Genomic DNA, 25,937 nt, shown 5'->3' on the forward strand with positions numbered 1-25,937 from the left:
CACGCCATCGCCCGTTACCGGTAATTTTCGACCCCGTCGCCAAAAGGTCAGACGGGGTTATCGATATCGACAAAACGGTGTTCAATATCGTACTCATCGGCCAGCCATTCACCCAGCGCCTGCACCCCATAGCGCTCGGTTGCATGATGACCCGCAGCAATGTAGTGAATACCCAGCTCGCGTGCCAAATGGGTAGTACGTTCAGAAACCTCACCTGACACAAACACCTGTGCACCTGCTTCAAAAGCAGCCGTAATCATGTCTTGCGCGCCCCCCGTACACCAAGCAATCCGCTCAATATTCTCCACGTTCGGCGCCTCAATCACCAAAGGCGCACGTTGCAAGACATTCGCAATTTGCTCTGCCAGCGCGGCCACGCTTTGCGCTTGAGCCAAGCGCCCCGACCACAACAGCCCCTCACCCAACTCACCATCCAGGCAACCTTCTACCCGCCAGCCCAATCGCCTGGCAAGCTCTGCGTTATTCCCCATCTCGCTATGGGCATCAAGCGGAAGATGATAGGCAAGCAAATTGATATCGTGGTTAATCAGCGTTTTTATACGCTGATGCTTCATGCCCGTAATGGCCACTGGCTCATTTTTCCAGAAGTAGCCGTGATGAACCAGCAGTATGTCGGCCTGCCAAGCGACAGCTTCATCCAGCAGCGCCTGGCACGCAGTGACCCCGCTCATTACGCGTTTAATATCCGGCCGCCCAGCGATTTGCAGGCCATTGATCGTAAAGTCCTTAAACGTTGAAGCACGCAGCTGATGGTCGCAAGCAGCTACGATTTGATCGCGATGAGTCACAAGGGCTCCTTTAATGATTCGTCGACTATCATGAGGATGAGCATCAGAAAGTGTTACCATAATGCCATAGTAAAACTCGCTTCGTATTATCGCGAACCTCGCGTTTGACAAGACCACTACCCGCTGAGGAATTTTTGCATGCACCGCTTTGTGCTGCCTTATTTATGGCCTATTTTGACCGGGGTATTATTGGCTGCCCTGCTATTATTTGCGTTCCCGGACACGCTGCCCAACCCCTTTACCCGCGCGCCCTCCACGACATCACAAGCGCCCGCATCCCCCTTGGTGAATGTCAGTGATCAGGTTAGCAGCCGCCCGGCGCCCGAAATCCGTCAGGCCGCTCCGCTTTCGCGTGACCAGGGGCCTGCCAGCTATTCAAGCGCGGTCAGCCAAGCAGCGCCTGCCGTCGTTAACATCTACTCATCACGTATTGTCGAGCGTGACCAGCACCCACTGATGTCCGACCCTTTTTTCCAGCAGTTTTTCAGCGGTGACGATGCTACAACCCACCAGCGCATGCTATCCAGCCTCGGCTCAGGGGTTATTATCAGTCACGATGGCTATGTACTAACCAACCATCACGTTATAAATGGCGCTGACGAAATTCAGGTAGCACTACGCGATGGGCGCGAGGTACTCGCCGAGGTCATTGGCACTGACCCCGAAAGCGACTTGGCCGTATTGCGTATCGACCTTGAGGATCTTCCGGTCATCGAGATAGCCGACTCAGCGGATGTGGCCATTGGGGATGTTGCGCTAGCCATTGGCAACCCGTTTGGTGTAGGGCAAACCGTTACCATGGGCATCATCAGTGCGACCGGCCGTAACCATTTAGGCTTAAATGCCTATGAAGATTTTATTCAAACGGACGCGGCGATTAATCCGGGCAACTCAGGCGGCGCACTGATCAACCCCGAAGGTGCCTTGGTGGGCATCAATACAGCGATTTTCTCGCGCTCCGGCGGCTCGCAAGGCATCGGCTTTGCAATCCCGGCCAACCTGGCGCACAGCGTTCTGGATGAGCTAGTGACTCAGGGGCGGGTGATACGTGGCTGGCTGGGAATTGAAGCGCAAGCGCTTTCACGCGAACTCGCTGCCTCGTTTGGGCTACGTACACCTCAGGGAGTTATTATTGCGGGTGTGTCGAGTGGAGGCCCAGCAGACAAGGCGGGGCTAGAGCCTGGCGACATCTTGCTCTCGGTTAACGGTCAAACCGTGCTGGACGCTCGCACTACGATGAGCAATATTGCCTCCATCCCACCCGGCACAACGCTGCCTATCACCATTGTTCGTGGCGGCGAGCGCATCGATATCTCACTTGAAGTGGGCGAGCGCCCGCTGATTCCCAATGCACCATTGGGCGAGCGACCTAAAGAATCCTAGCGCTCGCCCGCAGGCTAATTACGGCTTAATCCGATACTCCGCTGACCGCGCATGAGCGGTCAGCGACTCTCCGCGAGCCAACACCGACGCGATCTCGCCCAATGCTGATGCCCCCTCACGCGAGCAGTGAATAATGGAGGAGCGCTTCTGGAAATCGTAAACCCCCAGTGGAGATGAGAAGCGCGCCGTACCGGACGTGGGTAGAACATGGTTCGGTCCTGCGCAGTAATCCCCTAGCGCTTCCGCCGTGTAACGCCCCATAAAAATCGCACCGGCATGACGCACGTCAGCAAGCCAGGTGTCCGGTGCATCGACGGAGAGCTCAAGATGTTCGGGCGCAATACGGTTAATGATATCAACAGCCTCAGTCTTGCCCTGACAAAGCACCAATGCACCCCGCCGACTCAGCGATTCACGCACAATTGATTCGCGATCAAGCGTGGGCAACAAACGCTCAATAGAGGCGGATACCGCATCCAGGTGTTCACGATCCCAACTGACCAGAATCGCCTGAGCATCTTCGTCATGCTCCGCCTGTGAAAACAGGTCCATGGCCAGCCAGTCCGGGTCGGTCTGCCCGTCGGAGACCACTAAAATCTCGGAAGGCCCCGCAATCATGTCGATACCGACCTGACCGAATACCGCCCGCTTAGCCGTCGCGACATAAATATTACCGGGCCCAACAATCTTGTCCACTCTTGGCACGGTGTCTGTGCCGTATGCCATAGCAGCGATAGCCTGAGCGCCACCAATAGTGAAGACGTCATCGACCCCCGCCAGGTGCGCCGCCGCCAATACCAACTCATTGACCACGCCGTCAGGAGTAGGAACGACCATCACAATTTCGCGCACGCCCGCCACATGGGCAGGGATCGCGTTCATCAACACAGAAGAAGGATAAGCCGCTTTGCCCCCCGGGACATAAATACCCGCGCGATCAAGCGCCGTAACCTGCTGCCCCAGCACCGTGCCATCAGCCTCTTCATACTGCCAAGAGGTTGGCTTTTGCCGCTCATGATAGAGCCGGATACGCTCAGCGGCGCTGGCTAACGCATCGCGCTGCGCTGCGGGCAAATTTTCGAAAGCGTGCTTTAGCTGCTCGGGTTTTAAACGCAGTTCGTCCATGCGCTCAACCGAAAGCCGATCAAAACGATTGGTCGCTTCAATAACCGCTGCGTCGCCGCGCTTTTTAACATCCGCCAGAATCTCATCAACCCGTGCTTTTACCGCCGCATCCGAGACCCCCTCCCAATCCAACAGCGTATCAAGGCGGTCATCGAACGAGGCATCAAGCGTTGAAAGCCGAGCGATCATGGTCGTGGAGCCAACCGCTGAAGACATAGTGCTCATAAAGACCCCGCGTTATGTGGAAGGCTGTGCTTGGCGTTTTTTCACGGCGCACTCCAAGCGCGCCAAAAGCGGCTTGATGCGCTCATGCTTCATGGTCATGGCGGCTTTATTTACGACCAGACGCGTACTGATATGAGCAATTAACTCACGAGGCTCCATACCGTTGGCACGCAGCGTATTGCCCGTATCGACAATATCAACAATTTCATCGGCCAGATTCATTAAAGGCGCTAATTCCATTGCCCCATAAAGCTTGATGACTTCGGCTTGAATACCCTGTTCGGCATAATAACGCCTGGCAATATTCACAAACTTGGTGGCTACGCGCCGACGCGCATGTGCAGGTTGCTCCCCCGTCACCCCGGCGGTCATCAGCCTACAGCGAGCAATATCCAGGTCCAGCGGCTCATAGAGGCCTTCAGCGCCATGCTCCAATAAAACATCTTTACCCGCGATACCTAAATCAGCTGCGCCCAGCTGTACATAGGTCGGCACATCGGTAGCACGAATAACCACCAGCTTCACATCAGGCAGGTTGGTATCAAACAACAGCTTACGGCTTTTGCCCAGGTCTTCTGCCGGTGTAATACCGGCATCAGCGAGTAACGGCAGCGTTTCATCCAAAATACGCCCTTTGGAAAGGGCTAAAATTAGTTGCTTACTCATTATAATGGCCAATGGTTAATAGCATGGCTTAGCCAGGAATACGGCGAATACGTGCACCCAGCAGCTGCAATTTCTCTTCGATACACTCGTAGCCACGATCAATATGGTAGATACGGTCAACCAGCGTTTCGCCTTCCGCCATCATGGCGGCAATCACCAGCGACGCGGATGCACGCAGGTCGGTGGCCATCACAGGCGCGCCTGAAAGCTTTTCAACACCGTTAATTAATGCGGTGTTACCTTCAAGGGCTATGTCCGCCCCCATGCGATTGAGCTCTTGCACGTGCATAAAGCGGTTTTCAAAGATCGTTTCCACTACGCGCGAATGACCAATGGCGACGGCGTTCATGGCCACAAACTGGGCCTGCATATCGGTAGGGAACGCCGGGTACGGCGCGGTGCGGATATTAACGGCCTTGGGCCTGTTACCGTGCATATCCAGCGCGATCCAGTCATCACCACTGGTAATCTCGGCGCCCGCTTCTTCAAGCTTGGCAAGCACGGCTTCCAAAATGTCCGCACGGGTGCGCTTTACTTTCACCCGCCCACCGGTCATGGCGGCTGCCACCAGGAAGGTGCCGGTCTCAATACGGTCGGGCATGACATCGTGGTGACAACCATGCAGCTTCTCGACACCTTCAATCACAATGGTGTCCGTGCCGTGGCCACGAATATTGGCGCCCATTTTGATCAAGCATTCGGCCAGATCAACAATCTCTGGTTCACGCGCCGCATTCTCAAGGACAGTTTTACCCTCGGCAAGGGTGGCTGCCATCAACAGATTTTCAGTGCCGGTTACCGTGACCGTATCGAAGAAAATAGTCGCGCCTTTCAAGCGACCATCAACGCGAGCACGGATATACCCGGCTTCAACCCGAATGTCCGCCCCCATGGCTTCCAAGCCACGGATGTGCAGATCAACAGGGCGAGAACCGATGGCACAACCGCCAGGCAGCGACACATCTGCCTCGCCGAAATGGGCAAGCAAGGGCCCTAGCACCAGAATGGAGGCGCGCATTTTCTTCACTAACTCATAAGGAGCGTGACAATGCGTGACTTGAGAGCCATCCAACTGAATAGTGAGTCGTTCACCCATGACAGGTTCAACGCCCATACGGCCCAGCAGCTCAAGCGTAGTGGTAATGTCCTGAAGATGTGGCAGGTTGCCGATAACCACTGGCCCATCGGCCAAAAGGGTGGCACACAAAATAGGTAGTGCCGCGTTTTTGGCGCCGCTTACCCAGACTTCACCGTCGACCGACCCATTGCCGGTAATAATTAACTTATCCATGCAGGCGCCGTTATTGAGCGTTTTCCGACGCAGTGGACCACTGCGTCGGAGTGAACGTTTTAATACTGATGGCGTGTAAAGCGCCCGAGGCAATTTCATCACTTAACGCGGCGTAAACCAGCTGCTGGCGCTTGACCGGAGAGAGGCCTTCAAAGGCATCACCCACCGCAATCACCTGAAAATTACAGCCTTCGCCCTGGATATGAAAGTCACATCCGTCGATACGGGATTCAAGCAGTGCTTTTACCTCATTAGGTTGCATGAGACAGGAAACTCCTTCGGGTCGATGTGAATAGTGCTAATAAGGCAACATAATAAAGAAAAGCGACACGCTTGGCGATGCCAAGGGTGCCACCCCTAATGGGCGTGGGTTGGCGGATGGATAAGTGATTCAATTTCTGAAAGAAGCGCCAGGCGTTCAAGGGGCGCTGAAAGGGTCACCGCATTGACGGTAATGCTGCGTGACTGACAGGTACGCATCCATTCAAACAGCACGCTTATAACCGCACTACTGGCTTTATGGACGCCATTAAAATCAAACGTAACCTCACGTTGCTCTGTCGCCTGGAGCCATTTTTTACCCGCGGCGGCAAGCTCTGCCGCCGCGCCCATTCCAACATCGCCCGTAACGCACAACGTATTTTGTGAAGAATCGAGGCTTAGCTGGGACAGTGACAGTAAACGTGTCACGCATCGCCTCCCTGCTCCAGCTCGTCGACACCGATTTCGGGTGCCCAACCGCGGATAACCGCATCATAGTCACGATTGTTTTCGCGCATTGCCTGGTCAAATTGGTTACGGAACGTCAGGCCCAGGTTAATGCCGTTAACAATCACGTTCACTACGCGCCATTCGTTATCGGATAGGCGCAGGCTGTAGCTTACCGGATATACCTGTCCGTTATTGGCCACCACTTCCATATCGACACTTGCCTGGTCTTCGTAACGCTGACCGCGCTGGTTATTCAACACCCGTAGCTCACGATAATCGAACGTTACCAAGCCACGCGCATACGTATCAATCAAGGTCTGGCGAAACACGTTTGCAAAGCGGCTGCGCTGCTCCGGGGTCGCGTTACGGAAATAGCTTCCCATGACGCTGGCACCGATATAGCGAAAATCCGCCACGCCTTCAAGACTATTATCGACCAGCGTTTCAAGCTCACCCATATGATTGGCGTAATACTCTCTCTTACCCTCAATTTCACCCATCAGAGCATTGACGTTTTCCCGAACCATTGCTTCAGGCGACTGGGTTTGCGCGTGCGCCTGAAGCGGTAAGACCAGTACCAACATCATGAAAGCAAAAAGCCAGCGCATCGGCGTCAGTGTCGTGTTTCGCATTATATTCACCTCTACTAACAGAATGTTTAATTACTCGCCATATTGGATACAAATTGCTGGATTAGTTCTTCAAGCACCAGCGCAGACTGGGTATCGCGAATGGTATCGCCATCTTCAAGCACTTCAGGGGCGCCACCCACACTTAAGCCAATATACTGCTCGCCCAACAGGCCAGAGGTTAAAATGGCGGCCGTTGTGTCCTCGGAGAGCTGCCCTTCCAGGTCCTTATCCAGGCGTAGCGTGACCCGAGCGTCAAACCATTCGGTATCTAAATTAATCGACTCCACGCGCCCAACGGTCACGCCCGCCATGGTGACTCTAGAGCGCGGCTTTAATCCGCCAATATTGGAGAAATTGGCGTCAAGGTGGAACGTTTCAGAAGAGGTAGCAAGGCTTAAACCACTGACGCGCAGGCCCAGAAAAATCAGCCCAACGATCCCCGCCAGCATAAATAGACCCACGCCAAATTCCATCGTTTTACTGCGCTTCATGAAATCACTCCACCTATTAAAGGCCACCGAACATTACGGCGGTTAATACAAAATCAAGCCCCAATACTGCAAGCGATGAATAAACGACTGTGCGCGTTGTGGCCCGCGAAATTCCTTCAGACGTCGGCATTAAGTCATAGCCTTGAAACACCGCAATCCAGGTAACAACGACGGCAAAGACAAGACTCTTGATGATGCCGTTACCCACATCGCCGATAAACGATACGCTGGCCTGCATGTTGCTCCAGTAAGAGCCTTCAAAAACGCCAAGCCACTCCACACCGACCAGATAGCCACCCCATATACCCACGACGCTAAAGCCAACCGTCAGGATGGGAAGCGAAACGAACCCGGCCCAGAGCCTAGGCGCAATAATTCTACGTAGTGGATCTACGCCTATCATTTCCATACTGGTTAGCTGCTCGGTGGCTTTCATTAAGCCAATCTCTGCGGTGAGTGCCGACCCTGCACGCCCGGCGAACAGCAACGCAGCGACAACCGGTGCCAATTCCCGCAGCAAGGAAAGCGCAACCATTTGCCCTAATGCCTGCTCCGCGCCAAAGTCGACCAAGATAGTGTAGCCCTGCAGCGCCAGCACCATGCCAATAAAAAGTCCCGACACGACCACAATCGCCAGCGAGAGCACGCCCACAAAATGCATTTGACGCAGCCAGAGGCTCCATCCTTCACGAGACGGAACGCCGACCGCTGACTGGCCAAGAAATAGCCCGGCACGGCCCAGCGCTTCCATTACATCGCACCCTTTACGCCCCCAGCGGGCGATATAGCCGATGCCTTGTTCAAATTTCGACTGCATTACCCTGCCCTTGTCGCGGTAACGGGGCCAAGAATATCGCTATACAGCGTCTCGGCGGGATAGTGGAACGGCACGGGGCCATCTGGCTCGCCATGAACGAACTGGCTAACGCGTGGGTCCTGGTTGGCATTTAGCGCTTGCGGCGTTCCCTCGGCAACGACCTGACCATCAGCGAGAAGATAGAGATAATCGGCGATGCTTAACGTCTCTTTAATATCGTGAGAAACCACCACCGAGGTAAGCGCTAGTGCCTGGTTAAGCCGTTTAATCAACTGCACCAGTACGCCCATGGAAATAGGATCCTGACCGACAAAAGGCTCATCATACAAAATGAGCTCGGGGTCTAACGCTATTGCCCGGGCCAGCGCCACGCGCCTGGCCATACCGCCCGAAAGTTCTGCAGGCGTTAGATGACGAGCGCCGCGCAGCCCTACCGCTTGAAGCTTCAGCAATACCAGATCTCGAATCATGGCATCGGGCAGGTCGGTATGGACACGCAAGGGAAAAGCGACGTTCTCAAACACATCCAAGTCAGAAAACAGAGCGCCGCTTTGAAACAGCATGCCCATACGCTTACGCAATGCAAACAACGCTTTTCGCGACAGCCGATGAACATCCTGGCCATCCACGATAATACGTCCACGATCCGGCGTTAACTGACCGCCAATGAGTTTTAGCAAGGTTGTCTTGCCGGTACCGCTAGGCCCCATAATGGCGGTGACGTTACCCTGAGGAATAATCATGCTGATTCCACGAAAGATCTCATGGCTCCCACGTGAAAAATGCACGTCTTCAATTTCGATGAAGGGAACGTCTGTCATGGGTTGGTTGACTCCCATTGTTACTTAAATAGTAGCGGGTGCGTTTATCGACTGGATTATTCTACCGTTTAAAAACAGCGTTTTCTAAATATTCTCGAACATCAAGCCTGGTTTCAATGGCACTTATGGCAAGACGTGTGTTCCAACACACCCTAAAAACCCTTTAAAGCGCTATGCTTATAGATGCTCGCTAAATGGTATTCTTGTCAGTTAATCGCACTACGTTTGCACTATGCTCCTATTAAAACGAGATGTTCATGCCCCAGCCCTCATCCACTTTTAGCCCGTTGCGTGAAAGCGCTCTACGCACGCTGCAAATAGAACAAGCCGCCATTGGCGGCCTTCAAGGCAAGCTTGATGAAAGCTTCGACCGTGCATGTGAATTGATGCTGGCGTGTCAGGGCCGGGTCGTCGTTACTGGAATGGGCAAGTCTGGCCATATAGCAGGAAAGCTGGCCGCCACGCTTGCCAGCACCGGCACACCTGCTTTTTTTGTTCATCCAGGTGAAGCTAGCCACGGCGATCTGGGGATGATTACGCGCAACGACGTGGTCCTGGCGCTGTCAAACTCCGGCGAAACCGCCGAAGTGACGGCGCTACTGCCCCTCTTAAAACGGCTAGGCACACCGCTGATTAGCATGACGGGCCGCCCTGGCTCAACGCTTGCCAAACATGCGGACGCTCACTTGGACAGCGGTGTTGAGCGCGAAGCGTGCCCGCTGGACCTGGCCCCCACAAGCTCCACGACGGCCGCCCTTGCCTTGGGCGACGCGCTTGCCGTTGCACTGCTAGAAGCACGCGGATTTACCGCTGATGACTTTGCCTTATCGCATCCCGGTGGCAGCTTGGGAAAACGACTTCTATTGCGCGTTAAGGACCTTATGCATAGCGGCACACGCTTGCCGCAGATAGCACTAGGCAGCCCGCTGCGTGATGCGCTCTTGGAGATTACCCGCCAAGGGTTGGGATTTACCTGTGTTGTCGACAGCGAAGGACGACTTGCAGGTGTTTATACCGATGGCGATTTACGCCGCACCCTCGACCAGTTTCATGATCTGCGTGAAGTAACCGTGGACGATGTAATGACCCGACCCGGCAAACGCATTGGCCCCGACCTACTGGCTGCCGAAGCGGTGCGCATCATGGAAGATAGCCGTATTACTGCGCTAGCAGTCGTCGATGACGAACAGCGGCCCATCGGGGCGCTCCATATGCATGACTTGCTTGCCAGCGGCGTTATCTAACCATTTTACCAAACAGTTTACTGACAAGGAGTCTCTATGGCCCTCCCCACTGCGCTACTTGACCCGCTTCGCCGTGTGCGACTACTTGCCCTCGATGTTGACGGCGTGCTCACCGATGGACGGCTTTACTTTCAGGCCGACGGTATCGAGATCAAAGCCTTCCATACACAAGACGGCCATGGCTTAAAGCTGCTTAAACGTGCAGGCATTCATGTGGCGTTAATTACAGGCCGCGACTCCCCCATGGTGAGCCAGCGTGCTGCGGCGCTGGGAATTAACCTTGTCCATCAGGGCTGCGAAGATAAGCTCACCACCTTGAAAGCGCTGTGTGAGCGCCTCAACCTGAACCTAAGCCAAGTGGCTTACTGCGGCGATGACTTGCCTGATCTTGCGCCTATCAAACGCGCAGGCGTTGGCATTACGGTACCCAACGCACCAGATTACATGCATACCCATGCCGACTGGATTACCGACCGCTTGGGTGGCCACGGCGCCGTACGTGAAATTTGCGATACATTGCTTGAAGCCCAGGGCCACTGGAGTACGGTTCTCGACACGTATTTGCATGGTCGCGTGTAATGTTTCAAAGCGCCAAGAAACGCATCGGACTAGCAGCCCTGGTGATCGCTTTAGGGGGGCTACTGGTATGGCTGGACCCACGCGGCCCGGAAGACCGGCCCGTTGACGAAGAAGCGCAGGCTGAAGAGCCTGGCCACGTGCTGGAAAATGCCGAGATCACTCTGTTTGGTGAGACAGGGCATATCCAGCAGTCGCTAGCCGCGCCTTTATTGATTTACATACCACAAAGTACCTTGGTCGAAGTCACTCAGCCCGAAGCGACGCTGTTTGATAGTGACAACCGAGAGTGGCTCGCTAACGCCAACGAAGGTGTTCTGAACACGGCCACCCAAGCGCTAACGCTGTCTGGTGATGCGCGGCTTCTGGCACCTACAGAAGGCTGGCAGCTTGATACTGAGTTATTACGTTATGATGGGGTAGCGCGTCATGTCTGGAGCGAGGCGCCCGCCGTGTTTCAGCAGCCACCCCAACGAATGAGCGCATCACGTATGGATGTTTGGCTTGATGATAGCCAGGTCCGATTAACCGATAACGTTAGCGGTCATCACCCCCCCGCAACACAAAATCCTTAGGAGTCGCTATGAACGCTTTTATTCGCACCGCGCTTTTCGCTCTTGCGGTGCCGCTATCGGCAGCGGCCCAGACAAGCCAAGCCCCCATTGAAGTAGAAGCCGACCAGTTAGATCTTGATCAGCGTGCGGGCACTGCCGTTTATTCAGGCGATGTCAATATTCGCCAAGGCAACATGCAGCTACGTGGTGATCGCGTTGAAATTATCCGTAACGACGCGGGTGAGCTTTCTCGCGCTATTGCCACCGGTGAGCGCGCCTATCTACGCAATCAACTCGATGATCAGGATGCGCCGATGGAAGGATGGGCGCGCCGCGTGGTTTATCACGTAGCAGAGCGGCGTGTAGAGCTTATTGACCAGGCCGAGCTGACCCAAGCGGGCGATCAGTTTACCGGTGGCCGCCTGGAATACTTCATTGACCGCGAAGTGGTGCAGGCACGCTCCGATGTAAGTGGTAGCGAGCCGCAGCGTATTCGTATGACGCTTCAGCCAGCGCAATAGGAGTCAATCATGTCTATTGCGGAAGCACCGCCCATAAAAACCCTTTACGCCAATCACTTGGCAAAAAGTTATAAACGCCGCCGCGTGGTTAAAGACATTAGCCTGGAGATTGCTCAAGGCAGCGTGGTAGGCCTGCTCGGCCCTAACGGCGCAGGTAAAACCACATCGTTTTATATGATTGTGGGCCTGGTGAAGTCTGATGCGGGTACCGTGCGTATCGACGAGCAAGACTTAACCCGCGTCCCCATGCACGAACGCGCGATGGCCGGCATTGGCTATCTACCCCAGGAAGCGTCTATTTTCCGTAAACTATCGGTTGCGGATAACATTATGGCGATTCTGGAAACCCGCAAAGAGCTGGACAGGGCAGGACGAGAGCAGCGGCTTGAGGCCCTACTTGACGACTTTCATATTACCCACATCCGTGACAGCCTGGGCATGAGCCTTTCCGGCGGCGAGCGGCGACGCGTCGAAATTGCCCGATCCCTGGCCACTGAGCCCGCGTTTATCTTGCTGGATGAGCCATTTGCAGGTGTCGATCCCATCTCGGTTGGTGAAATCAAGAGCATTATTCGTGCTTTAAAACAGCGCCACATTGGCGTGCTAATTACCGACCATAACGTCCGAGAAACACTGGATATTTGCGATATCGCCTATATTGTCGGTGACGGCCATATCATTGCCGGTGGCAGCCCTCAGACTATCCTTGATAACCAAAAAGTGAGGGAGGTTTACCTGGGTGCTGATTTTCGCTTATAAGTTTAATTTCACCGCTAAACAGTGATCTGCAGTAAAAAATTTATCAGTGGCATGCTTATTGCACTTGCACAACAACATGACTCGCACTAGGGTGAAGCTTTCCGATTAACGAGTGGTTCTCAGATGGTCATGAAAGCTTCTCTCCAATTGCGTATCGGTACGCAGCTGACCATGACACCTCAGCTGCAGCAAGCGATTGCACTGCTACAGCTATCGACATTGGATCTACGTCAGGAAATTCAGCAGGCGCTGGATGCCAATCCAATGCTGGAGCAGGAAGATGAGTTCGGCGAGCAGGCGGCCGTCGAAACACCCGACGAGGAGTGGTCAGAAAGTATCCCCGAGGAACTGTCTGTCGATAGCGACTGGTCGGATACTTACCAGGACATGGGCAGCACTGGCAGTAGCGAAGGCCCCGATTTTGAGCGCCAGGCCGCCGGACAAAGCCTGCATGGACATCTCCTTTGGCAACTGGCGATGACCGACTTTACGGCTCGTGAGCAGCTAATCGCCGAAAGCCTGATTGATGCGCTAGATGCCAATGGCTACCTGATGCAGCCGCTCAACGATATCCGCGATGGGCTACGTGCCCAGGATATCGAAGGCCTTAGCCAGCGAGAGATGGAAACCATTCTGATGCGTTTACAGCAGTTCGAGCCAACGGGCGTCTTCGCCCGAGACTTGCGCGAGTGCTTGATGCTTCAGTTAGCAACGCTCCCCGACGACACTCCCCTGCTCGTTCCGGCGCGCCGATTGGTACGCCAGTTTCTTGAAGCTCTCGGCAAAAATGACATGCGCCTATTAAAGCGCCGCCTAAGCCTGGACGATGAGCAGCTAGACGATGTGATCGGTCTGATCCGAAGCCTGGACCCTCGCCCCGGCAGTGCTTACGGCGTCACCGACGATAGCTACATCACACCCGACTTGGTTGTACGTCATGATCATGAAGGCTGGCACCTGGAGCTTAACCCTGAAGCCCTGCCCCGGCTACGTATCCAGCCCGACTACGCCAGCTTAATCAAGCGTGCAGACAAGAGTCAGGATAACCAGTTTTTAAAAGAACACTTACAAGAAGCGCGCTGGTTAATCAAAAGTCTGTCCAGCCGCAACGATACGCTTCTACGCGTAGGACGCGAGATTATCACTCGCCAAATCGGCTTTTTAGAGCACGGCGAAGAAGCGATGAAGCCTTTGATTCTTGCCGATATTGCCGAGGCGGTTGAGATGCACGAATCAACCATTTCTCGGGTCACCACACAAAAATATATCCATACCCCACGGGGCGTATTCGAACTTAAATACTTTTTCTCAAGCCAAATTAGCGGGCAGGATGGCGGAGACAGCCACTCAAGCACCGCGATTCGCGCCCGGCTTAAAAAGTTGATTCAAGATGAGCCTCCCGGCAAACCTCTTTCGGACAGTCGTTTAGTGACATTACTGGAAGATGGCGGCATCACAGTGGCACGCCGTACGGTGGCGAAATATCGTGAGTCGCTGGGCATTCCCTCATCAAGTGAACGTCGTCGTTTGCGTTAGTCGTTACAAGAGAAATGGCAAAACTCGCGACAAGGGCTTTGCAACACCGCAAAAAGGGTTACAATCGAAATTCAGACCGATGGATAAGGAGCACGTCAATGCAAGTAAACATCACGGGTCATCATGTAGAACTGACTGACGCCTTGCGTGACTACGTTAATGAAAAACTTGAACGCGTCGAACGTCATTACGACAACATCACCACGGTACAAGTTACCTTATCTATTGAGAAGGAGCGCCAACATGCCGCGTGCACCCTTCATGCGGCAGGCGCCGATTTACATGCCGACGCCGAAGATGTCGACATGTATGCCGCTATTGACGCCTTAGCAGACAAAATTGATCGTCAACTCGTTAAGCACAAGGAAAAAGCACAAGCTCGCGCCCAAGGCGCTGGCGTGCGTTAATTCAATGACGTTGGAAACCATTCTCCCCCCGGAGCGCGTACTTTACGACGTGCCCGGGGGCAGCAAAAAGCGGGTGCTGGAGTTTTTCAGCACCTTTATCGCTCAAAATACACCCAGCCTGGATAGCCAAGAAGTTTTCAGCCGACTGATCGGCCGGGAACGCCTTGGCAGCACGGGGATCGGTAACGGCGTTGCCATACCCCATGCGCGCAGCCCACATTGCGTTACGCCTATTGCGGGTTTTCTAAAGTTATCAGAACCTATTGATTTTGATGCTATTGATGGCGATCCGGTTGATCTCGTCTTTGTGCTGCTTGTTCCCGAAGAGGCTGACGACACGCATTTGTCGCTTTTGGGTCAAGTGGCCACCATTATGAATGATGCGAGCACACGCCAGGCGTTACGCAAAACCAGCAGCCAACGCGATTTACTTGACCTGCTGATGAGCAAGATTCGCGAACAGGCCGCGCCATAACACCCATAACGACTAACACATTTTCATGCGTTACCCCTTTTATACGTTCAATCAGAGAGAGCCACTATGCAACTGGTGATTATTAGCGGCCGCTCTGGCTCTGGCAAGTCAATCGCTTTGCAAGCGCTGGAAGATATTGGCTATTACGCCATTGATAATCTCCCCGCCATGTTGCTTGGTTCTTTGATTGACGAACTCCGTGACGAGGGTGAGCGCACACATCTAGCGGTCAGTATTGATGCCCGCAACCTGCCAGCGGCGCTTGAGCGCCTTCCCGCACTGCTTGAAGAGCTGCGCGCGCGGCCTATAGATTGTCAGGTTATCTATCTAACCACCGATTCGCGTATTTTACTGGAGCGCTATTCCGCCACACGGCGACGTCATCCGTTAACGCGCAACAGTGATATGACGCTTGAAGAGGCGATAGAGAAAGAGGAAGAGACGCTCAACGAAATACGTGACTTGGCCGACCTGCGGATTGATACTTCACGCTTATCGGTCCATGACCTGCGTCGGCGTATTTCAGACCAGGTAGCCCACCAGCGCAAGGACCAGCTAACACTCACCTTTGAGTCATTCGGCTACAAACGTGGCGTACCCATGGATGCAGATTTAGTCTTTGATGTACGCTGCCTGCCCAACCCTTATTGGGACCCAACGCTGCGCCAATACACAGGACGTGATGCCACGATTATTGCGTTTCTGCGCGGCTACCCGATTGTCGAAGAGATGAGCCATGATATTCAGGCAATGCTTGAGCGCTGGCTGCCTGCTTACCAAAATAGTCAGCGCAGCTATATGACGGTAGCTATTGGCTGTACCGGCGGGCAACACCGCTCTGTGTATATTGCCGAACAGCTGGCGCAAAAGTTGGCACCGCTCATCGGCGAAGTCCAGTTGCGTCACCGAGAATTGGAACTGCAATACACGCTTCGAGGAACCCGGGCAGAGCCACCGACGGCTTCTCCATTTTCCGAGCAGACGCCCAGCCCTACGTAAACGCTTACGCCACAGGGTTTGTACGAAAAGTCGCTGAGCGAAGGCCAGACAAGGCAAAAAATCAGCGAAAAAACGGAGTTTACTTGTGTAAATGAGTATTTTGAGCTGATTTTTAACGCCGTATGGTCAAGCGCAAGCAGTTTTCGTACAAAGCCTAATGACACCACTCGGAAAAAAGGAACCAGGGTGCCAGAGAGAACTTTAACGCTTACCAATCAGCGTGGCCTACATGCCCGCGCCGCCACAAAGCTGGTTAAGTGCAGCCAGCACTACTCCGCCTGCATACAGGTGTATAAACAGCAGCAAATGGCTGATGCAGCCAACATCATGTCGCTATTGATGCTGGCCGCCCCCTGCGGCACCCAACTGCGGATTTGTGCAGAAGGCGAGGATGCCGAACAAGCGCTTGATGCAATCCAAGCGCTGTTCGACGCCCGCTTTGACGAAGATCAGTAGTACGGCTTTTTTAGCTACCGGCGACGGTCATCGCATCCACTAACCAGCTGCCCGTATGAATACTGCCGCGCGTATCGATATCACTTCCGATACCGACAAGACCTGAGAACATACGTTCAAGATTTCCAGCGATGGTAAATTCTTCAACCGGATACTGGATTTCTCCATTCTCGACCCAGAAGCCCGCCGCACCACGGGAGTAATCCCCGGTGACACCGTTCACGCCTTGGCCCATTAGTTCGGTGACCCAAATACCTCGACCCATCGTTTTAAGCAGCGCATCACGCGTCTGCAAGGGTGCATCTAAACGCACGTTGCGGGCACCGCCAGCGTTCCCCGTCGTTTGCATGCCCAAGCGACGGGCACTGTAGGACGAAAGCATATAGCTTGCGATACGCCCCTGTTCGATAAAGCGGTTATTACGCGTTTGCACACCTTCTCCATCAAACGGCGTACTCGCGGTAGCTCCTATTTCCATAGGGCGCTCTTCCAGACTAAACCACTCGGGAAATAACGGCGTGCCCAAACGGTCACACAGGAAAGAGGATTGGCGATACAGCGCGCCACCCGCCAATGCGCCCAATAAATGCCCAACCAGACCACTAGACAGCGAAGGATCAAACAGAATGGGAAAGGTGCCGGTTGGCGGCCGTTTGGCACCTAACCGGCGCAGCGTACGGGCCGCGGCCTCGCGCCCTACTTCACCCGGGTCGCGCAAATGCTGAGGATTACGCGCAGAGGTATAGTCGTAGTCCCGCTGCATACCGCCTTCATCCTGAGCAATGAGCATGCATGAAAGGGAGTGACTACTGCCTTTTTGGGTACCTAAAAAACCATGACTGTTAGCATAAACCCGTACGCCCTCACCGCTTGAAAGAGACGCGCCTTCGGACTGGCTAATACCCTCAACGTCGCGACCCGCCTGTTCACAAGCAAGAGCAAGGTCGATTGCTTGCTCAGTTGTCAGCGCCCATGGGTAATGAACCTTAAGGTCCGGCAATTCGGTCGCCATCTGATCGGCATCCGCCAAGCCAGCCACCGGGTCTTCACCGGTATAACGAGCAATGGCTAATGCTTTCTCAACCGTTGCTTGAATCGAGGCACTGCTGGCGTCACTGGACGATGCACTTCCTTTGCGCTTGCCGACGTAAAGCGTGACGGCAATGCCTTGATCCCGTGAAAGCTCAACCGTTTCCACATCGCCCAAGCGCACGCTAACGCCAACGCCCTGGTCAACGCTTGCGCCCACTTCCGCCGCATCGGCACCCAAGCGCTTGGCCAAGGCCAACGCCTCTTCTGCACGCGCGGTTAACAGTGCCTGCTGCGAGGATGCATCAAATGCCTGTGCCATATAGCCTCCTTTTTCGTACGAATCTCATCGCCGAATCAATGTTCTTGTCGCAGCCTGATATAATGCTGCCAACGAATCTTGTCTGTGAGCCTTACTATGCCGAAGAAACGCCCCGAGCCCCTGGATACTCAAGAACCCGAAGAGCGCCCCAGCAAGTCGCAGCTCAAACGCGAAATGCATGCGCTCCAAGCGCTCGGCGAAACCTTAATCGCCATGAAACCTGCTGAGCGTGCCCGCTTTCCTCTCTCCGACGACATGCTGCGTGCTATCGAAGAGACCTCTCGTATTCGCTCCCACGAAGGACGCCGCCGTCATATGCAGTATGTCGGCAAGCTGGTTCGCAAAGAGGACCTGACCGCGATTCAAGGCGTCTTTGATTCAATTGAGCAGGAAAAAGAGCAGCGCGACCATGCCTTTCATCGCCTTGAAAAGTGGCGGGACCGGCTTATTGGAGAAGGCGACCCTGCCGTTGACCAGTTTATGGCAGACTATCCCAACGCGGATCGCCAAGCGCTGCGTCAGTTAGTTCGCAACGCTCAGCGTGAGCGCGATCAGGACAAACCACCCGCCAGCTCGCGTAAGCTGTTCAAACTTCTGCGCGACACGCTGGCGCTTTAACACTTACGAGGACTGCGTACCGCCAACGGTTAGCTCATCCAGTTTTAGTGTGGGCTGACCCACTCCAACCGGTACGCCTTGGCCCTCTTTGCCACAAACGCCAATGCCTGTATCCAGCGCCATATCGTGGCCGATCATGGAGACACGCCCCATCGCCTCCGGCCCATTACCAATCAGCGTGGCGCCCTTAACGGGAACCGTAATGCGACCATCTTCAATCAGGTAGGCTTCGCTGGCGGAGAATACAAATTTGCCCGAGGTGATATCCACCTGGCCACCACCGAAGCTAACGGCATAAATACCTTTTTTGACGCTTTTGATAATATCCTCCGGCGCATCCTGACCTGCCAGCATGACCGTGTTGGTCATGCGCGGCATGGGTAAATGCGCAAACGACTCGCGGCGAGCATTACCGGTTGGCGCCATGTTCATTAATCGGGCATTCAGCTTGTCCTGCATATAGCCAGTAAGAATGCCGTCTTCAATCAATGGGGTGTTTTGCCCGGGCGTGCCCTCGTCATCGACACTTAACGAGCCGCGACCATCAGCAATCGTGGCATCATCTACCACCGTCACACCCTTGGCGGCTACGCGCTGCCCCATACAACCCGAAAATGCTGAACTGCCTTTACGGTTGAAGTCGCCTTCCAGCCCATGGCCGACTGCTTCGTGCAGCAAAATACCCGGCCAGCCAGAAGCCAGTACCACCGGCATTTGCCCGGCTGGCGCATCGACCGCCTCAAGATTGACCAGCGCTTGGCGTACGGCCTCTTTTGCGTATCGCTCGGCAACACCTTCATTACGCAGGCGAGCCATTGAGTAGCGCCCGCCACCGCCTGCACTGCCGCGCTCTCTGCGGCCATTTTTCACGGCAATTACGCTAACGTTAAAGCGCACCAGCGGGCGAATATCCGCGGCCAAGGTACCATCACTGGCACGCACCAGAACCACTTCGTAAGTGCCAGAAAGCGAGGCGCTTACCTGAGAAACGCTAGGGTCAGCTGCGCGAGCGATGCGATCGGCTTCTTTTAGCATGGCGACCTTCTCTTCAGCAGTCAGCCCCGCTAAAGGATCAACACCAGCGTAAAAAGGGGCCACTGAAACCGGCTTAACGGCTTGCCCAGGCAGGCGCTTGCCACTACGCACAATACCTGAGGCCGTGCGCCCGGTATCGATAAGCGCATCCGCACTAATCTGATTGGAGTAGGCAAAGCCGGTTTTTTCTCCGGCCAGTGAGCGGACGCCCACACCGCCATCAATGTTGTAACTTGCCTCTTTTACCTCACCATCCTCCAACACCCAGCCCTCTGTCCAGGTGCGCTGAAAGTAGAGATCGGCGTAATCCACACCCGCGCCCATGGCGTACTCAAGGCCTTTATCAAGCCCATCAAGGTCCAAGCCACCCGGCGTAAGAAGAATGGAAACAGCGGAGTCTATATCGCTCTTAAATGCGGTCATTCGGAGCCTTCTAAAGTAACCTGCGGCGAAGTCCAGAGCCCTCGCACGCGATAATGAATGGTCGTCGCTCGGTCCAGAGCGCTGCCAAAAAGCTGATCAGCAATAAATAGTGCGCCACCTACAACAGGAGCACCTACCGCAATGGCGGCAATGGGCAGTGTTTGCGTCACAGGCATCACAACGCCAAGGCGCAGATCAAGCTCTCGATGAAGCAAGTTAACATTACCGGTTAGGGTTAAGTTGGCGGCAGGCGCTTTAATTTGCAATGGCTCGCTCAACGAAAGCTGGCCATTTTCGACATCTGCGGTGCCGTCAACGCGATCAAAAGCGGTACCCGTACCGGTGACGTCAGAAAAATCCAACCGCAATCGACGCAGTATATTATCGAAATTCAGCAGGCCAACGAGACGCACCGGTGCAGAGTCCAGATGCATAAAGCGCCCATCCTGCACGTCGATGCCTATGTCGCCCTGCGCCTGATTTAACGAGAACTGCCATGGGGCGCCCGCCCAGCCAAGATTGGCGGTCGCGGTAGTACGCCGGCTGCGTAAGGCAACGGGTTGATCCAGGCGCTCAAGAGCGGTACCTACATCGCCGCCTTCAATGGAAATATTGGCTTGGGTTCGACTGGTCGAGGCATCGCCCTCCCAATAGAGTTCACCACGAGCAGAAAGTTGCCCAAGCGTTAACCCAACCGGCATTAGCGAAAACCGGCCTGGTTCAGTATGCCAATAGGCAGATAAAGGCCCGAAACGGCTTTCCCCCATGCTCATTTCCGCCAACCGAAGCCGCCCATCGGGTAGCTCAGCCAGCCACTCAGGAATAGCCGCAGGCACTATATGTTGTGTCTCCACTTCACCGAGCCATGAATCCGGCGAGGTTGTTTCTGACTCACTGCTCGTATCTGCCAAATTAGCCAGCCGATCCAGTGCTAACTGGCTAATGGTGATATCCAGAGGGTGCTGAGCTGCTTGCTGATAGCGAAGATGCCCCGTCACCACGTCGCTCTCAAGCGCTGCGGTAACTGTGCCATTTTGTACACTGCCGGTTAATGCCGCATCACCAACGCATGTTTGCTGATAGACAAGGCAAGCGGTATCCAGGGCGACCTCCAACGGCGGATGCTGGCCTGATAGCTGCGCCGTTAGGTCACCGCTCATATCCTGGTCGCCTCGAAACAGTGGAGCGACGGCCTGTTGCCACGCCATCGGGTCAATGCGAGGAAGGCTTGCCTGTAAGCGAAAGCCTGACTGCATCGGCCACTCGGGTGCGCTTACCTCGGCATCCGCCACATGCAGGTTGCCTGACACTTCACCTAACCGATCCTTTAAGCGTAAATGCGCGATATCGGCCAAGTGACTCTCCACCCGGCCACTGTCGAAATCAGCATTAAGCGTCCAGGGCCAAGGCTCGCCTGCAGCCTTGGCAAAAGGTTCTGGCAGATCAAGGCGCACCCCTCTAAGCTGGCTTTCTAGAGATAACGCAGGGCTTGGCTCAAGCATTACGCGCCCTTGCCACTGCATCGTTCCATCAAGCAGTTGCTTGCCTTGCTCGGCAGGTATATCCACAAATGAAAAAAGTGACGCCACCGGCGTTTGCCCCCGCAAGCGAATACCGTCTCGCTGGGTATGCATGTCAGCACTAATATCGCCGCCCAACAGTTGTCCATCGACACTGCCTATTAGCGCCATGCTGTCACCGTACTGCTGCCAGGTTAACTGCCCCCTTACTGCCTGAAGCGCCTCGCCCACGGGGGCGTAAACGATACGGGTGAACGCAGGGACTGCATTGACCTCCAACTGGAAATTCTCTGGCGCTTCCAGAGGTAGCGATATGGCCAAATCAGCCTCTACCTCGCCTTCAGCCTGAAGGTCCCTGAGAATATTCATATCGATATCAGGTATCGATGTTAAAAATGCGATCAGGGCGGGGCCATCACCATGCAGGTTGCCCGATACATTGAGTATCTCATCCTGCTGCATGGCCAGCTCACCTCGTGAAGCCGTGATACCGCGACTCTGGGCATGCTCAACCCGGGCTTCAAGCACCTGATTTTGCCACGTTAAACGCCCTTCAACCTCCTCCAGGCGAGGCCAGCCAGGTGCAATAGGCAAATGCCCTTCGGTTATCTTTAGTGCCAGCGTTGTGGATATATCATCAGCGCTAATGTCGCTCTCGATAGGCAGACTCAGCTTGAGCGAACCATTAGGCACTTTGCCGCCAATATCATCTAACAGCCAGTCACGCAGCTCCTCATCGAATACATTCAAGGGCAACCATTGACCCAGAGGGCGCTCAAGCGCATCTACATTGGCAAAATCGATATCCAGTCCGAACCGACCTGTCTCCTCTGCAACCACTAATCCAAACCCACCGCTTATCTGGGCATCATCCCAATCCACGTTAATTTGACGGCCGCTGACCATCGTATTAGGCCCATCGTAAACCCACTCTACGATGCCCTCAGCCTGCTGAAGCTGCATGGGTTCGGTGAACAAATCTGGGAAATAGAGCGAACTGTCACCGGCACTATTAAACGTCACCCGGCCACGGAAGTCCCGAGCCTGAACCCAGGCATCCATGGGGCCGCCACCTGGCGCGCCTTCCCAAGGCGATACTTCGACATTGGTTAACGCCGCATCGACCCTCCAGCTACCCTCCTTCTGGCCTAAGCTCAGCCCTTGCACCCGCCCCCTCGGGGCAAGCGTTTCCAGTACACGCGTCACGGATTCGGGTAAAAATACGTAGTCTCGCCAAGCAGTGAGCGAAGCCAGCTCAAAAGCACTGGTACGCAGTGCCCACTGGCCTGGCCTATGAGACAGGTACCAATGATGCGGCAGTGCCGGGCCTTCAATCGCCCCGCCTGGCTCGGCCCAATCAACACTCTCTGCGTTACCGCTTAACCATGCTTCACCGCCCTCTCCTTCGCGCTGCCACTCACCCTGTGCTTGTATGTTTCTTAACACGGCGAACTGAATATCCTGGCGTAGCACTAGCTGAGGGATATCGATGGCAAGGCGCACCTCCTGAAGCCTGCCTTCATACCAGCGGCCCCACACGCGTGCATCGCCTCCGGCCTGCTCCAGGTTCGGCATATGTTCTGGCCGAAACAGCTCAACCAGCGTCAGCAGCTGATCAAACTGGGCCTCCAGCTTCAACGTGGCAGAGAAATCGTTCAGACCATCTCGGCCCGGCTGCATTTCCGCTAGTAGCTGTACGGCGGGTATCGGTGGCGTTTCGCTGCGCTCCGAATAAAGAACGTCGACCGTGCCCTGAAGTTTTGCCCCTTGCTGATTGCCGGCTAACAACAGCGCAGGAGCTTCGAGAATGACTTGCTCTTGCTTGCCGTGTAGCACAACACGTGTGTCATCAATCCAGATTTGCTGGCGCAATACCCATTCCGTCCAGGCATCAATGGTTGGCAGGTCAACATCCGGCTCTGGCGCTATATGCAACGGCAGCTTGGCAGGGTCGGGCCATTGCCAAACGTCGTTCACTCCTTGATAAAGGTGAAATTCGGTTTGATGTAATCTGATATCGCTAAAAATAGGCAAGAGATTACGTAGCGATGCGCCAATATCCAGGCGCAGCTCGGCTTGGCGCAGTGAAAAAAGCGGCTGACCGCTCGGCGTTTCGGCCCCAAAGCCTTCAAGCTCCACAATCAGCTCACTACGCGCCATTGAAAATGAGAGATTCTCAATCGTTACCGGCACACCAATCTGAGCTTCCAAAAAAGCTTCAACATGCGGCGTCAAAGTATCTGCCTGACTGACCATGAGCCGGAAAAGCAGCGCTATTACCGCAATGCCGCCCAGTCCCCAGGCAAGTAGAAGTAAACTCCAACGCGTCAGCGAGCGGATCGTCATGGCATCACATCAACACAATGTCGTACTGCTCTTGTGAGTAGTGTTGCTCCACCTGAAAGCGAATCGTTTTATTAATAAACGTTTCCAGGTCTGCCACTGCCGCCGACTCCTCATCCAGCAGCCTGTCAACGACGGACTGGGAAGCGAGAACGGTATACGTTTCAGGGCTATAGGCGCGTTCTTCACGCAGAATCTCGCGGAAGATCTCGTAGCACACCGTTTCAGGGGTTCTGAGCGTGCCGCGTCCGCTACAGGTAGGACATGCATCGCACAACGTTTGCTCAAGGCTCTCACGAGTACGCTTGCGCGTCAGTTGCACAAGCCCTAACTCGGTAACACCGGTGCATTTGGTCTTGGCATGATCACGCTCCAGCGCTTTTTCAAGCACACGAATAACCTGGCGCTGATGCTCTACCTCCACCATATCAATAAAATCGATGATGATAATACCGCCCAGATTGCGTAACCGAAGCTGGCGGGCAATGGCCGTTGCGGCCTCAAGGTTGGTCTTGAAAATGGTCTCTTCGAGGTTGCGGTGCCCAACGTACCCCCCCGTATTGACATCAATTGTCGTCATCGCCTCGGTCGGGTCAATGACCAGATATCCGCCTGACTTCAGTTGCACCTTGCGGCCCAGCGCCTTCTGAATCTCATCTTCTACACTATAGAGATCAAAAATGGGCCGCTCGCCTGGGTAGTACTCAATTCTATCCACGGCATAGGGCATAAACTCTTCGGCAAATTCGACCAGTTTGACAAAATTTTCCCGAGAATCGATACGCACTTTCTCGATATCATCACGCATCACATCGCGCAAGGTACGCATAAATAGCGGCAAGTCGTCATAAATGACGTTGGACGGCGCCGCGCTAATTTTGCGCTCGGCAACCTTACGCCAGATACGCAGCAAAAAGTGCATATCGCCCGCCAGTTCCTCATCGCCGACGCCTTCAGCGGCCGTGCGCACGATAAAGCCGCCGGTCACTTCCAATGTTTGCTCAGCAATGCTGCTATCCAGCAGGGCCTTCAGGCGCTCGCGTTCACGCTCATCTTCAATGCGCTGCGACACCCCATGATGAGGAGAGTCGGGCATATACACCAGGTAGCGAGAGGGAATAGAGAGGTGCGTGGTAAGACGCGCCCCTTTCGTGCCAATGGGGTCCTTGGTTACCTGTACGACCAGCGCTTGCCCCTCGTGCAATAACTGCCCAATGGTTTGCTGCTCATCAACGGGCGTGCCGGAGGGCATAACTTCATGAGCATGAATAAACGCCGCGCGCTCAAGGCCAATATCGACAAAGGCAGCCTGCATGCCAGGCAATACGCGAACCACTTTGCCTTTGTAGATATTGCCTACAATGCCACGTCGCCGTGAGCGCTCTATAAGCGCCTCTTGCAAAACGCCATTTTCAACGAGCGCAACCCGTGTTTCCATGGGCGTTAAATTGATGAGGACTTCACCGCTCATGCAAAATTCCTTCTCGGTTCACGTATTTCACACCCGTTACAGAGGGCATGAGACGACGAATAAGTGTGCGAGTATTAATGCCCCATCCAAATAGGCACTCCCTGCTGGCAAAGCAACTGCGCCGTTTCATAAAGCGGCAAGCCCACGACGGCAGAGTGGCTACCCTTGATTTCTTCGACAAAAATGGCGGCCAAGCCTTGTATGGCATATCCGCCCGCCTTGTCCGCTGGCTCACCCGTTAACCAGTAATCGCTAATTTCCTGAGCGGTGATCTGTCGCATCTTGACGTCCGTCGTTACGCAACAACACAGCACCCCCTTGGGCCCCGTAACAGCCACCGCCGTCAGCACCTGATGTGTCCGATTCGACAACTGCCCCAGCATGGCGGAGGCATCTTCTGCATTAACCGGCTTACCCAGAATAGTACCGTCTACCACTACGGCGGTATCCGACCCAAGCACCGGTAACAGCGTCTTCGGTGCAGCGGCCAAGGCCTTGGCAACCGCAAGACGCTTTACATAAGCCGCTGCTGACTCTCCCGGCTTCGGCGTTTCATCTACATCGCTGGGTATAACACTCACCGTCACCCCAATGGACGCCAGCAGGTCTCGTCGCCTGGGTGAAGCAGACGCTAAACAAAGCATGGGCGATGATGTAGTAGCCAGCGTTGATTGCATG

The 25,937-nt window shown here is 54.7% G+C and carries 27 protein-coding genes; 12 read left to right on the forward strand and 15 right to left on the reverse strand.

Translation table 11 applies throughout. The features are described 5' to 3' along the window. Nucleotides 1-47: 47 nt before the first annotated feature. Nucleotides 48-809, reverse strand: a complete 762-nt coding sequence (locus ACT3RU_RS04770) for a Nif3-like dinuclear metal center hexameric protein (RefSeq protein WP_192526336.1) — start codon at nt 807-809, stop codon at nt 48-50. 138 nt (nt 810-947) lie between these two features. On the opposite strand from ACT3RU_RS04770, the gene ACT3RU_RS04775 reads away from it, so the two are divergent. Next, nucleotides 948-2,192: a S1C family serine protease gene (locus ACT3RU_RS04775; RefSeq protein WP_192526335.1), complete on the forward strand. Its 1,245-nt coding sequence runs from the start codon at nt 948-950 to the stop codon at nt 2,190-2,192. Nucleotides 2,193-2,210: 18 nt separating this feature from the next. Here ACT3RU_RS04775 and hisD read toward each other — a convergent pair whose 3' ends face one another. The 9 genes from hisD to ACT3RU_RS04820 form a co-directional block, all read right to left on the reverse strand. Next, nucleotides 2,211-3,542, reverse strand: a complete 1,332-nt coding sequence (hisD, locus tag ACT3RU_RS04780) for a histidinol dehydrogenase (protein ID WP_192526334.1) — start codon at nt 3,540-3,542, stop codon at nt 2,211-2,213. A 12-nt stretch (nt 3,543-3,554) separates the two neighbouring features. Beyond that, entirely contained in the window at nt 3,555-4,208 is a 654-nt protein-coding gene (gene hisG / locus ACT3RU_RS04785) for an ATP phosphoribosyltransferase (protein ID WP_192526333.1), read from the reverse strand. Nucleotides 4,209-4,236: 28 nt separating this feature from the next. Continuing rightward, on the reverse strand, nt 4,237-5,499 hold the full coding sequence (gene murA / locus ACT3RU_RS04790; RefSeq protein ID WP_192526332.1) for a UDP-N-acetylglucosamine 1-carboxyvinyltransferase: 1,263 nt from the start codon (nt 5,497-5,499) through the stop codon (nt 4,237-4,239). A 10-nt stretch (nt 5,500-5,509) separates the two neighbouring features. Continuing rightward, the gene (locus ACT3RU_RS04795) at nt 5,510-5,761 is read right to left on the reverse strand and encodes a BolA family protein (RefSeq protein ID WP_087109408.1); all 252 of its coding nucleotides are present in this window, start codon (nt 5,759-5,761) and stop codon (nt 5,510-5,512) included. 95 nt (nt 5,762-5,856) lie between these two features. Further along, a complete protein-coding gene (locus tag ACT3RU_RS04800) occupies nt 5,857-6,189 on the reverse strand; it encodes an STAS domain-containing protein (protein WP_087109410.1) in 333 nt (110 codons plus the stop codon). Next, nucleotides 6,186-6,842 (reverse strand): MlaC/ttg2D family ABC transporter substrate-binding protein, encoded by a 657-nt coding sequence (locus tag ACT3RU_RS04805; RefSeq protein ID WP_087109412.1) that lies wholly within the window; start codon nt 6,840-6,842, stop codon nt 6,186-6,188. Before ACT3RU_RS04805 ends, ACT3RU_RS04800 begins: the two co-directional genes overlap by 4 nt. Nucleotides 6,843-6,868: 26 nt before the next feature. Beyond that, complete coding sequence (gene mlaD / locus ACT3RU_RS04810; RefSeq protein ID WP_192526331.1) at nt 6,869-7,333, reverse strand: outer membrane lipid asymmetry maintenance protein MlaD; 465 nt, start codon at nt 7,331-7,333, stop codon at nt 6,869-6,871. 16 nt (nt 7,334-7,349) lie between these two features. Further along, nucleotides 7,350-8,150 carry a lipid asymmetry maintenance ABC transporter permease subunit MlaE gene (gene mlaE / locus ACT3RU_RS04815; RefSeq protein ID WP_087109416.1) on the reverse strand — a complete coding sequence of 267 codons (801 nt, stop codon included), beginning with the start codon at nt 8,148-8,150 and terminating at the stop codon, nt 7,350-7,352. Beyond that, the gene (locus ACT3RU_RS04820; RefSeq protein WP_192526330.1) at nt 8,150-8,971 is read right to left on the reverse strand and encodes an ABC transporter ATP-binding protein; all 822 of its coding nucleotides are present in this window, start codon (nt 8,969-8,971) and stop codon (nt 8,150-8,152) included. Before ACT3RU_RS04820 ends, mlaE begins: the two co-directional genes overlap by 1 nt. 257 nt (nt 8,972-9,228) lie before the next feature. Here ACT3RU_RS04820 and ACT3RU_RS04825 point away from each other — a divergent pair, with 257 nt between their 5' ends. From ACT3RU_RS04825 to ACT3RU_RS04870, 10 genes are all read left to right on the forward strand, one after another. Then, complete coding sequence (locus ACT3RU_RS04825) at nt 9,229-10,215, forward strand: KpsF/GutQ family sugar-phosphate isomerase (protein WP_087109420.1); 987 nt, start codon at nt 9,229-9,231, stop codon at nt 10,213-10,215. 36 nt (nt 10,216-10,251) lie between these two features. Next, nucleotides 10,252-10,794 carry a KdsC family phosphatase gene (locus tag ACT3RU_RS04830; protein WP_192526329.1) on the forward strand — a complete coding sequence of 181 codons (543 nt, stop codon included), beginning with the start codon at nt 10,252-10,254 and terminating at the stop codon, nt 10,792-10,794. Further along, nucleotides 10,794-11,366: an LPS export ABC transporter periplasmic protein LptC gene (gene lptC, locus ACT3RU_RS04835; RefSeq protein ID WP_192526328.1), complete on the forward strand. Its 573-nt coding sequence runs from the start codon at nt 10,794-10,796 to the stop codon at nt 11,364-11,366. Before ACT3RU_RS04830 ends, lptC begins: the two co-directional genes overlap by 1 nt. A gap of 8 nt (nt 11,367-11,374) precedes the next feature. Continuing rightward, complete coding sequence (gene lptA / locus ACT3RU_RS04840; RefSeq protein ID WP_192526327.1) at nt 11,375-11,866, forward strand: lipopolysaccharide transport periplasmic protein LptA; 492 nt, start codon at nt 11,375-11,377, stop codon at nt 11,864-11,866. A gap of 9 nt (nt 11,867-11,875) precedes the next feature. Then, on the forward strand, nt 11,876-12,625 hold the full coding sequence (gene lptB / locus ACT3RU_RS04845) for an LPS export ABC transporter ATP-binding protein (RefSeq protein ID WP_192526326.1): 750 nt from the start codon (nt 11,876-11,878) through the stop codon (nt 12,623-12,625). Between the two features lie 123 nt (nt 12,626-12,748). Next, nucleotides 12,749-14,161 carry an RNA polymerase factor sigma-54 gene (locus ACT3RU_RS04850; protein ID WP_192526325.1) on the forward strand — a complete coding sequence of 471 codons (1,413 nt, stop codon included), beginning with the start codon at nt 12,749-12,751 and terminating at the stop codon, nt 14,159-14,161. A 98-nt stretch (nt 14,162-14,259) separates the two neighbouring features. After that, nucleotides 14,260-14,568 carry a ribosome hibernation-promoting factor, HPF/YfiA family gene (gene hpf / locus ACT3RU_RS04855; RefSeq protein WP_087109431.1) on the forward strand — a complete coding sequence of 103 codons (309 nt, stop codon included), beginning with the start codon at nt 14,260-14,262 and terminating at the stop codon, nt 14,566-14,568. 4 nt (nt 14,569-14,572) lie between these two features. Continuing rightward, nucleotides 14,573-15,043 carry a PTS sugar transporter subunit IIA gene (locus ACT3RU_RS04860; protein WP_087109434.1) on the forward strand — a complete coding sequence of 157 codons (471 nt, stop codon included), beginning with the start codon at nt 14,573-14,575 and terminating at the stop codon, nt 15,041-15,043. Nucleotides 15,044-15,109: 66 nt separating this feature from the next. After that, a complete protein-coding gene (rapZ, locus tag ACT3RU_RS04865; RefSeq protein WP_087109435.1) occupies nt 15,110-16,042 on the forward strand; it encodes an RNase adapter RapZ in 933 nt (310 codons plus the stop codon). A 186-nt stretch (nt 16,043-16,228) separates the two neighbouring features. Next, on the forward strand, nt 16,229-16,498 hold the full coding sequence (locus tag ACT3RU_RS04870) for an HPr family phosphocarrier protein (RefSeq protein ID WP_087109437.1): 270 nt from the start codon (nt 16,229-16,231) through the stop codon (nt 16,496-16,498). 10 nt (nt 16,499-16,508) lie between these two features. Here ACT3RU_RS04870 and pmbA read toward each other — a convergent pair whose 3' ends face one another. After that, nucleotides 16,509-17,849 (reverse strand): metalloprotease PmbA, encoded by a 1,341-nt coding sequence (pmbA, locus tag ACT3RU_RS04875; protein WP_087109441.1) that lies wholly within the window; start codon nt 17,847-17,849, stop codon nt 16,509-16,511. 96 nt (nt 17,850-17,945) lie between these two features. Here pmbA and yjgA point away from each other — a divergent pair, with 96 nt between their 5' ends. Beyond that, the gene (gene yjgA, locus ACT3RU_RS04880) at nt 17,946-18,467 is read left to right on the forward strand and encodes a ribosome biogenesis factor YjgA (RefSeq protein ID WP_192526324.1); all 522 of its coding nucleotides are present in this window, start codon (nt 17,946-17,948) and stop codon (nt 18,465-18,467) included. 3 nt (nt 18,468-18,470) lie between these two features. On the opposite strand, the gene tldD is transcribed toward yjgA, so the two are convergent. From tldD to ACT3RU_RS04900, 4 genes are all read right to left on the reverse strand, one after another. After that, complete coding sequence (tldD, locus tag ACT3RU_RS04885) at nt 18,471-19,925, reverse strand: metalloprotease TldD (RefSeq protein ID WP_192526323.1); 1,455 nt, start codon at nt 19,923-19,925, stop codon at nt 18,471-18,473. After that, nucleotides 19,922-23,791, reverse strand: a complete 3,870-nt coding sequence (locus ACT3RU_RS04890) for a YhdP family phospholipid transporter (RefSeq protein ID WP_483392528.1) — start codon at nt 23,789-23,791, stop codon at nt 19,922-19,924. Before ACT3RU_RS04890 ends, tldD begins: the two co-directional genes overlap by 4 nt. 4 nt (nt 23,792-23,795) lie before the next feature. Beyond that, entirely contained in the window at nt 23,796-25,259 is a 1,464-nt protein-coding gene (gene rng / locus ACT3RU_RS04895) for a ribonuclease G (RefSeq protein ID WP_192526321.1), read from the reverse strand. Between the two features lie 74 nt (nt 25,260-25,333). Next, a complete protein-coding gene (locus ACT3RU_RS04900) occupies nt 25,334-25,936 on the reverse strand; it encodes a Maf family protein (RefSeq protein WP_192526320.1) in 603 nt (200 codons plus the stop codon). Nucleotide 25,937: the final 1 nt, after the last annotated feature.

The sequence above is a fragment of the Halomonas sp. TP35 genome, from assembly GCF_052375975.1.
GTDB classification, from domain to species: domain Bacteria; phylum Pseudomonadota; class Gammaproteobacteria; order Pseudomonadales; family Halomonadaceae; genus Vreelandella; species Vreelandella citrativorans.

What these genes read in the sequence shown, in the direction of transcription:
- ACT3RU_RS04775 (WP_192526335.1), top strand. Translation starts at nt 948, where the DNA reads ATGCACCGCTTTGTGCTGCCTTATTTATGGCCTATTTTGACCGGGGTA.
- hisD (WP_192526334.1), bottom strand. Translation starts at nt 3,542, where the DNA reads ATGAGCACTATGTCTTCAGCGGTTGGCTCCACGACCATGATCGCTCGG.
- hisG (WP_192526333.1), bottom strand. Translation starts at nt 4,208, where the DNA reads ATGAGTAAGCAACTAATTTTAGCCCTTTCCAAAGGGCGTATTTTGGAT.
- murA (WP_192526332.1), bottom strand. Translation starts at nt 5,499, where the DNA reads ATGGATAAGTTAATTATTACCGGCAATGGGTCGGTCGACGGTGAAGTC.
- ACT3RU_RS04795 (WP_087109408.1), bottom strand. Translation starts at nt 5,761, where the DNA reads ATGCAACCTAATGAGGTAAAAGCACTGCTTGAATCCCGTATCGACGGA.
- ACT3RU_RS04805 (WP_087109412.1), bottom strand. Translation starts at nt 6,842, where the DNA reads ATGCGAAACACGACACTGACGCCGATGCGCTGGCTTTTTGCTTTCATG.
- mlaD (WP_192526331.1), bottom strand. Translation starts at nt 7,333, where the DNA reads ATGAAGCGCAGTAAAACGATGGAATTTGGCGTGGGTCTATTTATGCTG.
- mlaE (WP_087109416.1), bottom strand. Translation starts at nt 8,150, where the DNA reads ATGCAGTCGAAATTTGAACAAGGCATCGGCTATATCGCCCGCTGGGGG.
- ACT3RU_RS04820 (WP_192526330.1), bottom strand. Translation starts at nt 8,971, where the DNA reads ATGACAGACGTTCCCTTCATCGAAATTGAAGACGTGCATTTTTCACGT.
- ACT3RU_RS04825 (WP_087109420.1), top strand. Translation starts at nt 9,229, where the DNA reads ATGCCCCAGCCCTCATCCACTTTTAGCCCGTTGCGTGAAAGCGCTCTA.
- ACT3RU_RS04830 (WP_192526329.1), top strand. Translation starts at nt 10,252, where the DNA reads ATGGCCCTCCCCACTGCGCTACTTGACCCGCTTCGCCGTGTGCGACTA.
- lptC (WP_192526328.1), top strand. Translation starts at nt 10,794, where the DNA reads ATGTTTCAAAGCGCCAAGAAACGCATCGGACTAGCAGCCCTGGTGATC.
- lptA (WP_192526327.1), top strand. Translation starts at nt 11,375, where the DNA reads ATGAACGCTTTTATTCGCACCGCGCTTTTCGCTCTTGCGGTGCCGCTA.
- lptB (WP_192526326.1), top strand. Translation starts at nt 11,876, where the DNA reads ATGTCTATTGCGGAAGCACCGCCCATAAAAACCCTTTACGCCAATCAC.
- ACT3RU_RS04850 (WP_192526325.1), top strand. Translation starts at nt 12,749, where the DNA reads ATGGTCATGAAAGCTTCTCTCCAATTGCGTATCGGTACGCAGCTGACC.
- hpf (WP_087109431.1), top strand. Translation starts at nt 14,260, where the DNA reads ATGCAAGTAAACATCACGGGTCATCATGTAGAACTGACTGACGCCTTG.
- ACT3RU_RS04860 (WP_087109434.1), top strand. Translation starts at nt 14,573, where the DNA reads ATGACGTTGGAAACCATTCTCCCCCCGGAGCGCGTACTTTACGACGTG.
- rapZ (WP_087109435.1), top strand. Translation starts at nt 15,110, where the DNA reads ATGCAACTGGTGATTATTAGCGGCCGCTCTGGCTCTGGCAAGTCAATC.
- pmbA (WP_087109441.1), bottom strand. Translation starts at nt 17,849, where the DNA reads ATGGCACAGGCATTTGATGCATCCTCGCAGCAGGCACTGTTAACCGCG.
- yjgA (WP_192526324.1), top strand. Translation starts at nt 17,946, where the DNA reads ATGCCGAAGAAACGCCCCGAGCCCCTGGATACTCAAGAACCCGAAGAG.
- tldD (WP_192526323.1), bottom strand. Translation starts at nt 19,925, where the DNA reads ATGACCGCATTTAAGAGCGATATAGACTCCGCTGTTTCCATTCTTCTT.
- ACT3RU_RS04890 (WP_483392528.1), bottom strand. Translation starts at nt 23,791, where the DNA reads ATGACGATCCGCTCGCTGACGCGTTGGAGTTTACTTCTACTTGCCTGG.
- rng (WP_192526321.1), bottom strand. Translation starts at nt 25,259, where the DNA reads ATGAGCGGTGAAGTCCTCATCAATTTAACGCCCATGGAAACACGGGTT.
- ACT3RU_RS04900 (WP_192526320.1), bottom strand. Translation starts at nt 25,936, where the DNA reads ATGCAATCAACGCTGGCTACTACATCATCGCCCATGCTTTGTTTAGCG.